Source organism: Arthrobacter sp. FW306-2-2C-D06B (assembly GCF_021789175.1).
In the GTDB taxonomy this organism is placed as follows: Bacteria; Actinomycetota; Actinomycetes; order Actinomycetales; family Micrococcaceae; genus Arthrobacter.
Genome location: NZ_CP084560.1, coordinates 4,023,177 through 4,035,640, shown reverse-complemented (window position 1 = coordinate 4,035,640; position 12,464 = coordinate 4,023,177). Strand labels below are relative to the sequence as shown.

Sequence of the window (12,464 nt, the reverse complement as noted above, 5' to 3'; positions counted from 1 at the left end):
ACTAGTCCAGCAGGGCGATGATCGCAGTGGGTGCGTCTTCGCCGCGCTCGGCCAGTTCTTCGAACTCGTTCACGCCGTTGATTTCAACGCCCATGGAGATGTTGGTGATCTTTTCCAGGATCACTTCGACCACCACGGGAACCTTGAACTCGTCCATGAGTGCCTTGGCCTTGTCGAACGCGGCAGGCAGGTCGGACGGGTCTTCCACGCGGATCGCTTTGCAGCCCAGGCCTTCGGCAACCTTGACGTGGTCCACGCCGTAGCCGTTTGTTTCGGGGCTGTTGATGTTCTCGAACGCGAGGGACACATTCTGTTCCATGTTGAAGCCGCGCTGCGACTGGCGGATCAGGCCCAGGTACGAGTTGTTCACCACCACGTGGATGTACGGCAGGTTGAACTGTGCGCCCACGGCCAGTTCTTCGATCATGAACTGGAAATCGTAGTCACCGGACAGGGCAACAACGGTCTCGTCCGGCTTGCCGCGGACAACGCCCAGCGCGGCAGGACATGTCCAGCCCAGGGGGCCGGCCTGGCCGGCGTTGATCCACTTGCGCGGGCCGAAGACGTGCAGGAGCTGTGCGCCGGCGATCTGCGAGAGGCCGATGGTGGACACGTAGGTGGTGTCTCGACCAAATGAACGGTTCATCTCTTCGTACACGCGCTGCGGCTTGATCGGCACGTTCTCGAAGTGGGTCTTGCGCTGCAGGGAACCCTTGCGGGCGATGCACTCGGCGACCCAAGCGGAGTAGTCCGGCAGGGACTTGGCTGCCTGGCGCTCGCGGGCCAGCTCGATCAGCCCGTCCAGCGCCGCACCGGCGTCGGACGCGATGCCGAAGTCCGGCGAGAACACGCGGCCGATCTGCGTGGGCTCGATGTCGATGTGCACGAACTTGCGGCCGGCAGTGTAGGTGTCCAGGCCGCCGGTGTGGCGGTTGGCCCAGCGGTTGCCGATGCCGATCACGAAGTCCGAGGCCAGCATGGTCTCGTTGCCGTAGCGGTGCGAGGTCTGCAGGCCCACCATGCCGGCCATCAGCACGTGGTCGTCCGGGATAGTGCCCCAGCCCATCAGGGTGGGGATGACCGGAACGTTGAGCAGTTCGGCCAGTTCAACCAGCTGCGCGGAGGCGCCTGCGTTGATGATGCCGCCACCGGCAACGATCAGCGGGCGCTCGGCTGCGGTGAGCATGTCCAGTGCCTTTTCCAGCTGCTTGCGGCTGGCCTTCGGCTTTTCGACGGCGATGGGCTCGTAAGCGTCGATGTCGAACTCGATCTCGGCCATCTGCACGTCGAACGGCAGGTCCAGCAGGACCGGGCCGGGACGGCCGGAGCGCATCAGCTGGAAGGCCTTCTGGAAAGCGCCGGGAACCTGGCCCGGTTCCAGGATGGTCATGGCCATCTTGGTGACCGGCTTGGCGATGGACTCGATGTCCACGGCCTGGAAGTCTTCCTTGTGCAGTTTGGCAACGGGGGCCTGGCCGGTGATGCAGAGCATGGGGATGGAATCTGCCCAGGCTGCGTACAGGCCGGTGATCATGTCCGTCCCTGCAGGGCCCGAGGTGCCAATGCAGATACCGATGTTTCCGTCCGCCGCACGGGAGTAGCCGTCAGCCATGTGGCTGGCGCCTTCAACGTGGCGGGCCAGGGTGTGGCGGATGCCGCCGTGTGCCCGCATCGCGGAATAGAACGGGTTGATTGCGGCGCCTGGCAGGCCGAACGCCTCGATGGCGCCTTCCTTTGCCAAGATGGCGACGGCTGCGTCTACAGTGCGCATCTTCGTCATGGTGTGCTCCTTGAAAGTCTGTTTTTGGGTGTTGTGGGGGAGCCGCCGTCGTGAAGTACGACGGCGGTTACCCGGATTTGCTTGTTATCGCGCCTTAGCGCGTGGCTTTACTTGCGGCCGCTGAGCTGGAGGACCTGCTTGAAGAGGCCCGAGTGGTCGAGTCCGCCGTCGCCCTGGTTGACAGTGGCGGCGACGAGCTGCGCGACGACGGCGCCGAGCGGGATTGCGACGTTGGCTTCGCGGGCTGCAGAGGTGACGATTCCGAGGTCCTTGTGGTGGAGGGCCAGGCGGAAGCCGGGGTCGAAGTTGCGGTCGAGCATCTTCTGGCCCTTCTGGTCGAGGACCTTGGAGCCGGCCAAGCCGCCGCCGAGGACCTTGAGGGCTGCGTCCGTGTCCACGCCGTAGGCCTCAAGGAAGGCGATGGCCTCGCCGAGGACCTCGATGTTGACGGCTACGATCAGCTGGTTCGCTGCTTTGACGGTCTGGCCGGAGCCGGAGGGGCCGACGTGGACGATGGTCTTGCCGACGGCGTTGAGGACATCCTGTGCCGCTTCGAAGTCGGCTGCGTCGCCGCCGACCATGATGGACAGGACGGCGTCGATGGCGCCCTGTTCGCCGCCGGAGACCGGGGCGTCGAGCGGGCGGATGCCGGCTGCGACGGCGTCTGCCGAGAGGCGGGCTGCGACGTCAGGGCGGATGCTGCTCGCGTCGATCCAGAGGGTGCCCTTCTTCGCGTTGGCGAAGACACCGTCGGGGCCGCTCACGACACCTTCGACGTCGGGGGAGTCGGGCACCATGGTGATGACGACGTCGGCGTCCTTGACGGCGTCGGCGATGCTCATGGCACCCTTGCCGCCTTCGGAGACGAGCTTGTCGATCTTGTCCTGGCTGCGGTTGAACCCGGTGACGGTGTGGCCGGCCTTGACCAGGTTGATGGCCATGGGAAGGCCCATGATTCCGAGTCCGATAACTGCAACGTTGCTCATGATTTTCCTTACTGAAGTCTTTGTTTTAGCTCAGGTGTGCTGGACCCAACTAGCTCGCAGTTGTTGTCGTTTAGAGGGCTCTAAACGACAACAACTGCTACTCAGTTGGGCGGGTTCGCTAGTGGGAGGTGGCGCGCTGGCGGATGGCCCAGCTGAAGGCCGTTTCCTGCGGTTCCTTGTACTCGAGGCCGATGTAGCCTTCGTAGCCGAGTTCGCGGCTGCGGGCGATCCATTCGCCGAGGGGAAGCTCACCGGTTCCGGGAGCCCCGCGGCCGGGGTTGTCGGCGATCTGGATGTGGCCGAAGTCCTTCGCGTGGTTCTCGATGACGGCCGCGACGTCATCCCCGTTGACTGCCAGGTGGTAGAAGTCGGCGAGGAGCTTGACGTTCGTGGCGCCGGATTCTTCCTTGACGCGGGCGATCACCTTGAGGGCGTCGGCGGCTTTGAGGAGCGGGTACTTGGGGGCGCCGCTGACGGGTTCGAGGAGGACGGTGCCGCCGATGCGTGCGACGCCATCCGCCGCGCTGGCGAGGTTCTCGGCACCGATGGCGTCCTGCTTCTCGGCGGATTCGCCGTCCACGCGGTTGCCGTAGAGGGCGTTGAAGGCCTTGCAGCCGAGCCGCTCGCCGATGCCTGCGACGACGTCGATGTTGTCCAGGAACTCGGAGGAGCGGGCGGGCCAGGAAACCAGGCCGCGGTCGCCGCCCGGCATGTTGCCGGCGTTGAAGTTCAGGCCGGTGAGCTGAACGCCAGCGTCCTTGATGGCGTTCTCGAACTCGGTGACCCGGGCGTCCGACGGGACGGAGGTTTCAAAGGGCCACCAGAATTCGACGGCGTCAAAGCCGGCAGCCTTCGCGGCCGCGGGGCGCTCGAGCAGGGGCAGCTCCGTCAGGAGGATGGAGCAGTTCACTGTGTACGTCATCGTAGGTGTCCTTCCGGGGGAGGGCTTGGGATCTATCTTCCGCTTGGCTTGTTCTCTTGGGCTAATTCGCCTCGTCGAGTTTCCGCTTTGTGGAATTTAGATTCTGCTTTATGAAAAGTTTAGAGAAGGAGGGGGTGGGAGTCAAGGGGTGTTCCGTGGGGGAGGGGGTTTGGGATACCAAGTGGCGCTGTTGGGTGCGGTGGGAGGGGGTGGACTGGCGTGCGACCTCCAGTCCGGCCTCGCCGCCCGATGGAGACACCCTCTCTACGTGTTCGCCCTCGATTTACACGGAGAAACGCCACAGACCACACGGAGATTGCCCGATTCCACACTGAGATTCGGGTCTCCCAGCACTGAGTTTCCCCTTTTTTACACTGAGACGGCTTTTTCGCCCTTAGCCTTCCCGTATCAGTTTCGATTTCCAATCGGAACTGCAGATCGATTGGGGGATTCATGGAATATCGCGGCTTGATCGCTCGGGAAGTCTTAGCGGCAACGCCCGCCCGTGCGACTGCGACCCGGGACCCGAGAAAGGTTCCGAGAATGATCTTTTCATCAGCTAGCCGCAGCGGGGCCACTGCGTTCGTGGCGCGCCTTTTCCGAGGCAGGGAGCGGGCTCCCCCGTTCGTGAAGTAAAGGACTCGCGAGCCGCGATCCCGGACTCGTTCCGTGCGATCGGCTCAGGGTGGAGAACATGTTCGATATTCATGTCTGACCAGAATAGCGGTCGGAATTCCAAGACCGGCCGGTAATTGAGAATGGGGAATCGAATGAAAATGGTTAGGAATGCAAGGAAGGCAGTCGCGGCAGGAGCACTGACGGCTCTTATGGCAATCGGGGCTGCGTCGGGAGCGCAGGCCACGAGCGCATCGGGCACGGCGTATTTCGATAACGGGCAGCCGATCACGGCAAATATGTGGATCCAGCCGGTTTCAAATGGCGGTTGCGGGAGTTTTTCCTCGTCGGCGGTGATGAATGTATCACCCAATTGGATCCGCAATACGACATCGTTCTACCAGTACGGAGTTGGGTCTATCAGTATCAAGGGTGTCAACGTATCGGGATCGGGAACCAGCAATCCCGCGACACTTCAGTGGACCAATAGTAACGGTGCTCGTGGATCCTATCTGAGCGGCACAGTCTGCATGGGGTGGGGTGCCTTCTACCTAGGTGCGGATGTGGCGGCCACCGCTTACTACTACGGTAATTTGCGCACTGCTTCCGCTCGCGTATAACGAAGAGATCGGCACTGCAGTAATGACAAGAAGCCTAGGTATATGCCGTCAAAAATTGCAGCACACACGAAACGCCAAGCTGGTGTCGGTGCTAATCGCGGCCATGCTTTGCCTGACTGCCTGCAGTGCCGGTCTCTCCGCGCCGGCCAACGATGTGTCTGCCATACAAGATGACTTGAAGAAGCTCCAGGGAATCAACGGTCTCATAAGGATGCCCGAAGGGGAGGGGCAAGAGCGTGGAGATCTGTACACGACGGCGTTGTACTCCGAGGACTTTGGTTCCCACCTCCTGGCCGCGGACGACGCCAATCGGACCGTCCGCAACGCACTGGGTGATCAGTCCACAGCCGACCTGCCGACGCTCTGGTCGGCGCTCAAGCTGATTAGGGCAGCCGGCGCAGCTTTGCCTGCCGAATTGGAGAAGAGATTGGCCAGTACCGCGATGCCCGCAAGGCAGCAGGATGTAGGCGCGGAAATCGCCGCCCTCTGGTTTTGGATCGACATCGGTAGGATGCAAGGCTGGTCCGTGATCGCAGGAAAGTCCTTTGTGGAAGAAGCGCTCATACGGCTTGGCGCAATTGACCTCAACTCGATCACGAACAAGCCCTATCTTCTATGGCGTCTCTTCGATTCCTATTCGGCTCTGCAAAAGGAGAGACCCCTCGAATTGGAACAAGCGTTGAAGAACGTGGATTCCAACAAGCTCCCTGGCGACTATGAGTCAACTCTTGACTTTCAAGCCGCCCTTGAAGCAAGAGCAACTCTTGGAAATGATCTAGTGGTTCCTAACGGTGCTAGGGACCATATCGTTAGGCTTCTGGATTCGAGCCAGGTGCACGATGACGCGCTGATCGCTTCAATGCTGCGTTCCTTGGAATTGCTGAACGCACAGACAGAGGCGAAGCGACTTGTCAAAGATCATATTGCACCCAGGGTCGACCAGAAGACGGGACTTATCCGTTCATCGACTCTCGCCAAAGGATCGGTCCACGGGACGTATCTTGCCGCGAGACTCCTCGACACGAGCTTTCCCGCTGTCGTAAGTGAGCGAACCCGAGACGAACTGGAACGGGTGCTGAAGACGCCCGAAACCGATCAGATCACTCAGCTTAAGGCGCTTGTGGCGCTAAAGCGCTCTGGGTCTCCATCCTGGGGGAACTACGGTTCGATCATCGAGCAAGGTAGGGCGGCGCTTCCGGCCACCGTGACTTTCGCAAAACTCAGCGGGTACATCGAGCTGGTGGATGTTCTGGTGCAGCTTGAGCCCAGCGTCCGGTTGGGGCGACTGGAGGCGTTCGATGCAGACCCCGGGGTTGAAGACCTACTTTCCGGAGCACTGATGGCGCTCTCCAACTCCATGTACTTCTCAAACAGCGAAGAAGTGAGATCAATGTTTCCGGCCGTCCAGTCCGCTCTCCCGCAGCTCATTGGTTCATCCAAAGGAAAGGGCCTGAATTATTTTCGGGCGTTGACCGCCATGACGAGCGCAAGTCGGTCCGGACTCGGATCAAACGACTTCGACAAAGCGGCCGAGGAACTCCGGACTCTGAAGGGCTGCAAAGAATTCCCGTCCTTGTATCGGATGGAAGCAGACAAAGCGTCACCATGCAGTCTGTCAATTTCGGCCGCAATGATCGCGGTCCCGGGTGCCTACGACTTCGGGGAGAACAAATGACAGCGGTGCTGCGTCTTGAGAACATAGCCAAGTCCTTTTTAGATGATCGCGGGACGCGACAGTTGGTCCTTTCTGGAATCAGCCTGAACGTCGAGGCTGGCGAAATCGTCTGGCTGCGAGGTGAGTCGGGTTCGGGGAAGTCAACGATCCTGAACATCTCCGGACTGCTATCGACTCCCGACGCCGGCAAAGTGTGGATCAACGGTGACGACAGGACCGACGCCTCGTCCCGGGACGCGAGTCGGATCCGCTCGAACGAAATTGGCATGGTGTTTCAGAGCAGCAACCTGTTGCCCGAACTTACGGCTTTGGAAAATGTCCTCCTTGCCAGCAGCAAGCCCATGACGCGCGCAACGATTACGGAGCAGCTGGAACGCTTCGGCCTGGTGGCGGTCGCTGACCGGCAAGCGAAAAGGCTTTCCGGCGGGCAGCAGCAAAGAGTCGCGTTTTGCCGTGCGCTGATCAACGAACCGTCATTGCTACTGGCCGACGAACCAAGTTCGGGTCTCGATGCGACAAACACTGAGGCCATCCTGGACGCCATGCGAACGGGGGCCAACAGCGGGTGCGGCATCCTCGTTGCTTCCCACGACGAAGTTTTCCAGCAAGTGGCCCACCGTCAGCTTCCTATGAAGGAGTTGTTCCTTGAACAGAAATAGGGTCTTTGCTGCAAGGTCGGTGCGGCTTTCCCTCTCGAAATTGAGGCCACTCGCGGTCCTAATGAGTCTTGGCATTGCGGTATTCATATTCGCCGACAGCATCGTAGGGGCCGGAATAAGCTCATACTCAAACAAGATCAGCACCAATTCCGCCCTGAATTACGTGGAGGTGACTTCAGTAGGTCCGGACTCAGCTCGTGAGATCACCGACGACTCGCTGTCCCGGTTTGACCAAATCGATCATGTGGTGGGGTCCACGGGCTGGGCACAAATTGACCTCGCCATAGAGGATCCTGCGAACTGGCCATCACCGAACAACCCCGGTGCATTCATGGGTACGCCATTCATCAGCGGCATCACTCCGAAAATACTGCTGGGAGACGTCTCCGGGGACGGCCCTGGGGAAGGCCAGATCCTGCTTCCCGACAAGGGGCAGGGCCAGAAATACGCCCAGCTGCTCGGCAAGGAAATGAGCTTTGTATACACGAAGGAAATCGGCCCCGGCAACGGGGAACCCGTTTCCATATCTCTCCGCGTCTCAGGTATCTATGACAACTCGTCGCCGGGTACCGATGGCGCGCAGGCTGCTTACGTATCCAGTAAGGTACTCCAGTCAACGCTCGCCAATGCCCGGCCGAATACAAAAGCGCTAACCTACCCCCGCGCATATGTTCGCGTTGACTCGGCAGACGAAGTGGTCAATGTACAAAATCAAGTCCGAGCGCTCGGATACTCAGTGAACAGCGTCGCGGGCCAAATCCGGTCCCTGTCAGGCCTATTCGCGCTTCTTGCCCTTGTCAGCTGGGTAATCGGTGGCTTCCTGATCATCTTCTGCCTCGGGGTTGGAGTGTCTGTTGGTGGCAGCTGGATTAAGCAGAGAGCCCGCGAAGTGGGTCTCCTCAAAGCCATCGGCTGGTCGGGGGCCTCGATAGCAGGGGTTTACATGGTCGAGCTGGCAGCAGTGGGTCTCATCATTAGCGTAGTGGGAGCGCTCCTGGGAACTCTTTGCTCCGTCATAGGAACAGCGGTCTTCAGCGGCCTACAGCTCGACCTCCTGCCGGTGGCTGCGTGGGCCATGCCCAACTGGTTGCTCGTGCTCGGGGCACTCTTCTGCGTGCCTTTGTTCTTGTGCCTCGGAGCCGTTGGCCACGTCGCAAGACTCGCTCGGCTCGACGCGGATTCCTCGCTGAGGGACCTGTAATCCAGCGTCGTGCGCCGCGACACCAGCCCTCCTCAAGGCTCGCGATGGTCTGCGAAAGCGAGGACTGGGCGATAAGTAGGTGTTCGGCGGCGCGGTTGAACCTGTCGTGGTCGACGACGGCGAGGAATCACTTCAGTTTTCTCCTGTCCACGGTGCCGCCGGGCGGTCTTCCGAAATGATCGATAGCCCACGCCTATCCGAGCTTTGAGAGGCGGCCGGGCTGTCTCGGCTATCAGGATGGCCCGCTCCGAAAGAGTCCGGCTTTTCTCAAGATTTTTCGCCCGGGTGCGGTTCTCCAGCCTAATACTGTCAGTGGTCCCTGCGAGGCTTTTCTTATGAACGGCAATCAGAGAACGCAGCTGATCGGGACCGGCGCGCCGGTCCGGGCCAGGGTCCCGGATGCTGCCCTGCCGTGCGTTCGAGTGCAGGATCTGATCAATGCCGTGAGATCGCTTTGCCCAGGCTTCGCGAACGGCGCTGCACCGGCCGAGCTGATCAACCAGTTGCGTGCCCTGGAGGATCTGAAGTCCGCGGCCGCGGCCGCGCAGGCCCGGATCGCCGTCGCGTTCGATGCCGCCCAGCGCAGCGCCGACGCGGCGGCCGGTGTACCGGCCGAGGAGCGGGGACGCGGGGTCTCCGCGCAGGTGGCTTTGGCCCGGCGGGAGTCCCCGGCCCGCGGAGCCCGGCTCCACGGACTCGCCAAAGCCCTCGTCACCGAAATGCCGCACACCCTCGCCGCCCTCGACGCCGGACGGCTGAACGAATGGCGCGCGACCCTGCTGGTGAAGGAAACCGCCTGCCTGTCCGCCGAAGACCGCTGCGCCGTGGACGAGGAACTCGCCCCCGACACCGGGGCCTTCGACGGTATGGGAGACAAGACCATCATTGCCGCGGCCCGGACCGCGGCCTACCGCCGGGACCCCCGCTCCGTCACCCAGCGCGCCAGCCACGCCGCCGCCGAACGTCACGTGAGCCTGCGCCCGGCCCCGGACACCATGACCTACCTGACCGCCCTGCTCCCGGTCGCCCAGGGCGTGGCCGTGCACGCGGCCCTGACCCGGCACGCAGACACCCTCCGCAACGCAGGAGAACCCCGGTCCCGAGGGCAGATCATGGCCGATGCCCTGGTCGAACGCGCCACCGGCACCCCCGCAGGCATCAGCGGCGTCGAGGTCCAGCTCGTCATGACCGACCGGACCCTCTTCCAAGGCAACAGCGAACCGGCACGCCTCCCCGGCTACGGCATCGTCCCCGCCGGCTGGGCCAGGGCAATGCTCGCCGGGAACCAAGGCCAAACCGAAGCCAGCCAGCACCAAGCCGGGGTCGGTGAGCCTGGCCAACTTGCCCAGGATCAGGATCAGGATCAGGATCAGGATCAGGATCTGAAGGTCTGGCTCCGGCGTCTCTTCACCGCCCCCGGGACCGGGGACCTTGTCGCGGCGGATTCGCGGGCGCGGCTTTTCCCGGCGGGTTTGCGGCGCTTCATCCAGGCCCGCGACGACACCTGCCGCACCCCGTATTGCGATGCGCCGATCAGGCATTTCGACCACATCATCCCCTGGCACGACGGCGGCCCCACGAGCCTCAGTAACGGGGCAGGCCTGTGCCAAGCCTGCAACCACACCAAAGAACTCAAAGGCTGGACAGCACGAACCAGTATTGGGCCACGGCACGTCGTCGAAATCCGCACCCCCACCGGACATACCTACCGATCAACAGCCCCGCCGCTGCCCGGCAGCAAACCACCGGGCTCAGCCCCACCCGTCATGGCTGCACACCATTTCGGAGACCTGTTTCGCTGGCGCCATCGACCGGAACTACGCCAACCCGCCTAGGCACGCTCAAACACGACCAGCCGTGTACTGGTAGTGCCTGCGGTCAGAAAGTACCGCCTCCCGTTTCGCCCAAGGGGTACTCGCGCTGAAGTTCGGCCACCTTCGGGTCGTCCTCGTCAGCCCCATAGTCCGAGTTCCGGGTGATGTCCTTTCCATCGGGGAGCTTCATGGCGCGGAAGACCAGCGACAAGACGGCAGCAACGATGAGGTTGATCGCGAACGCCACGACGGCGATGTAGACCTGCACGTTGGTGCCCGGGATGGCGGCGATGGAGCCGCCGAAGTTGGCCTTCGTCACGGGGTTGACCACGTTGTACGCCGCGACGGTGCCGTAGATGATCCCGGCCGCCCAGCCTGCGAAGAGCGCCCAGCGGTGGAACCAGCGGGTGTACAGTCCTGCCACGATCGCAGGAAACGTCTGCAAGATCCAGATGCCGCCGAGGAGCTGCATATTGATGGCGGCGGACTGGTCCATCGCGATAACGAAGATCAGCGCCCCGAACTTCACCACCAGCGAGGCGATCTTGGAGACCTTCGCTTCCTGTCGCGGATCGGCGTCGGGCCGGATCAGGTCGCGGTAGATATTGCGGGTGAACAGGTTGGCGGCAGCGATCGACATGATGGCGGCGGGGACCAACGCGCCGATGGCGATAGCCGCCAAGGCGATCCCGGCAAACCACGCGGGGAAGTTGTCCAGGAACAACTGCGGAACCACCAGTTGCGGATTGACGGCACCGTTCAGGTCAATGGGCTTGGTGCCCGCAGAGATGGCCGCGTAGCCAAGAAGGGCAAGGAATCCCAGCATCAATGAGTACAGCGGAAGAACCGCGGCGTTCTTGCGGATGGTGTTCCTGCTCTTCGTCGCCAGGACCCCGGTGACAGAGTGCGGGTACATGAACAACGCCATGGCCGAGCCAAGGGCCAGCGTCCAGTACGCCGAATAGCTGGCGGCACCCGGGATGAAGACGCCGGCCGGCTTGCCTGTCGCCGGGCTGATGGCGTCGAGTTTCGTCTGGGCCGCACCGAAGATGTTGTCCCAGCCCCCGAACTTGATCGGCAAGTAGATCACAGCAACGATGACCGCGAGGTAGATCAGCAGATCCTTCACGACGGCGATGAGCGCCGGCGCCCGAAGGCCCGAGGTGTAGGTGTAGGCGGCCAGGACCACGAAGGCGATGATCAGCGGAAGGTCAGTCAGCAGCACATTCTGTGCGCTGCCGAGCCCCAACACCGTGAGAACGGCTTTGATGCCAACCAGTTGCAGCGCGATGTACGGCATGGTCGCGACAATGCCGGTGAGGGCCACCGCAACCGTCAGTGCCCTGCTGCCATAGCGCCCGCCGACGAAGTCTGCCGGCGTGACGAACCCATGACGGTGCGAGACCGACCACAAACGGCTCATCAACAGGAACACGATCGGGTAGAGCACGATCGTGTAAGGCACGGCGAAGAAACCGCTCACGGCGCCAGTGGCCCACATCGCCGCCGGCACCGCCACGAACGTGTATGCCGTATAGAGGTCCCCGCCGAGGAGGAACCACGTCACCCAGGTTCCGAAACCGCGTCCGCCGAGGCCCCACTCATCGAGACTGTGCAGGCCCGTCTCCTTGCCAGCGCGCCAGCGCGCGGCGAAGAAGCCCAGGACAGCCACCAGGATAAAGAGGACGACGACGACGGTGAGCGCGACGCCGTTGACGGGCCGGTCCGCTGTGGTCGCCAGCGGGACGGTGAGCCCGCTCATCGTTCCCGCTCCTCAGCGCGCGCGCCCCGCGCGGCCTCGCGGCGGCGACGGTCCTCCTTGGTAACCAGCCAATAGGAGACGCCCACCATTCCTGCCGTGATCGGGACCCACAGCATTTGGTACCAGTAGAAGAACGGCATGCCGGCGAGCCGCGGCTGATCAATCGAATACACCGGGACAAGCAGCGGAACCAGAATGGCGATGGCCAGTAGGATTCCGGCCGCAATATACGGACCAGGCCTTGCGGGCCCCCGGGTCGGCACATCGGGAGATGACATTGACGCCTCCTCAAAGAGACGGCCCCCGGAGCGGGATGGGCTTCCCGGGACGTGCCGGTGGCCTGACAGACCGTACATGTACCGGTCCACCAACAGAATAGATTCTGGATTAATTCTTTGACAGGGGAAGTGGTCCCGTTTTTTGACGCGCG

Annotated in this window: 8 protein-coding genes and 1 pseudogene; 4 read left to right on the top strand and 5 right to left on the bottom strand. The window is 62.3% G+C overall.

Translation table 11 applies throughout. The features are described 5' to 3' along the window. Position 1: 1 nt before the first annotated feature. The 3 genes from gcl to LFT47_RS18770 all read right to left on the bottom strand — a co-directional run bounded on the left by gcl (position 2) and on the right by LFT47_RS18770 (position 3,688). Positions 2-1,780 carry a glyoxylate carboligase gene (gcl, locus tag LFT47_RS18780; RefSeq protein WP_236813057.1) on the bottom strand — a complete coding sequence of 593 codons (1,779 nt, stop codon included), beginning with the start codon at positions 1,778-1,780 and terminating at the stop codon, positions 2-4. Between the two features lie 107 nt (positions 1,781-1,887). Continuing rightward, positions 1,888-2,766 carry a 2-hydroxy-3-oxopropionate reductase gene (locus LFT47_RS18775; RefSeq protein WP_236813055.1) on the bottom strand — a complete coding sequence of 293 codons (879 nt, stop codon included), beginning with the start codon at positions 2,764-2,766 and terminating at the stop codon, positions 1,888-1,890. 118 nt (positions 2,767-2,884) lie between these two features. After that, on the bottom strand, positions 2,885-3,688 hold the full coding sequence (locus tag LFT47_RS18770) for a hydroxypyruvate isomerase family protein (RefSeq protein WP_236813053.1): 804 nt from the start codon (positions 3,686-3,688) through the stop codon (positions 2,885-2,887). Positions 3,689-5,098: 1,410 nt separating this feature from the next. Here LFT47_RS18770 and LFT47_RS18765 point away from each other — a divergent pair. The 4 genes and pseudogenes from LFT47_RS18765 to LFT47_RS18745 all read left to right on the top strand — a co-directional run bounded on the left by LFT47_RS18765 (position 5,099) and on the right by LFT47_RS18745 (position 10,293). After that, entirely contained in the window at positions 5,099-6,598 is a 1,500-nt protein-coding gene (locus LFT47_RS18765) for a hypothetical protein (RefSeq protein WP_236813051.1), read from the top strand. Beyond that, positions 6,529-7,038: pseudogene (locus tag LFT47_RS18760) on the top strand (ABC transporter ATP-binding protein); the annotation flags it as partial. The gene LFT47_RS18765 and the pseudogene LFT47_RS18760, both read left to right, overlap by 70 nt. A 205-nt stretch (positions 7,039-7,243) precedes the next feature. Next, on the top strand, positions 7,244-8,458 hold the full coding sequence (locus LFT47_RS18755; protein WP_236813047.1) for an ABC transporter permease: 1,215 nt from the start codon (positions 7,244-7,246) through the stop codon (positions 8,456-8,458). 335 nt (positions 8,459-8,793) lie between these two features. Next, complete coding sequence (locus tag LFT47_RS18745) at positions 8,794-10,293, top strand: HNH endonuclease (RefSeq protein ID WP_236813045.1); 1,500 nt, start codon at positions 8,794-8,796, stop codon at positions 10,291-10,293. Positions 10,294-10,336: 43 nt separating this feature from the next. Here LFT47_RS18745 and mctP read toward each other — a convergent pair whose 3' ends face one another. Then, on the bottom strand, positions 10,337-12,034 hold the full coding sequence (gene mctP, locus LFT47_RS18740; RefSeq protein WP_236813043.1) for a monocarboxylate uptake permease MctP: 1,698 nt from the start codon (positions 12,032-12,034) through the stop codon (positions 10,337-10,339). Beyond that, the gene (locus tag LFT47_RS18735) at positions 12,031-12,312 is read right to left on the bottom strand and encodes a DUF3311 domain-containing protein (RefSeq protein ID WP_236813041.1); all 282 of its coding nucleotides are present in this window, start codon (positions 12,310-12,312) and stop codon (positions 12,031-12,033) included. The genes mctP and LFT47_RS18735 overlap by 4 nt, the downstream gene beginning before the upstream one ends. Positions 12,313-12,464: the final 152 nt, after the last annotated feature.

Bases quoted from the DNA above. Each gene is read 5' to 3' on its own strand.
- gcl (WP_236813057.1), bottom strand. From the start codon at position 1,780: ATGACGAAGATGCGCACTGTAGACGCAGCCGTCGCCATCTTGGCAAAG.
- LFT47_RS18775 (WP_236813055.1), bottom strand. From the start codon at position 2,766: ATGAGCAACGTTGCAGTTATCGGACTCGGAATCATGGGCCTTCCCATG.
- LFT47_RS18770 (WP_236813053.1), bottom strand. From the start codon at position 3,688: ATGACGTACACAGTGAACTGCTCCATCCTCCTGACGGAGCTGCCCCTG.
- LFT47_RS18735 (WP_236813041.1), bottom strand. From the start codon at position 12,312: ATGTCATCTCCCGATGTGCCGACCCGGGGGCCCGCAAGGCCTGGTCCG.
- LFT47_RS18745 (WP_236813045.1), top strand. From the start codon at position 8,794: ATGAACGGCAATCAGAGAACGCAGCTGATCGGGACCGGCGCGCCGGTC.
- mctP (WP_236813043.1), bottom strand. From the start codon at position 12,034: ATGAGCGGGCTCACCGTCCCGCTGGCGACCACAGCGGACCGGCCCGTC.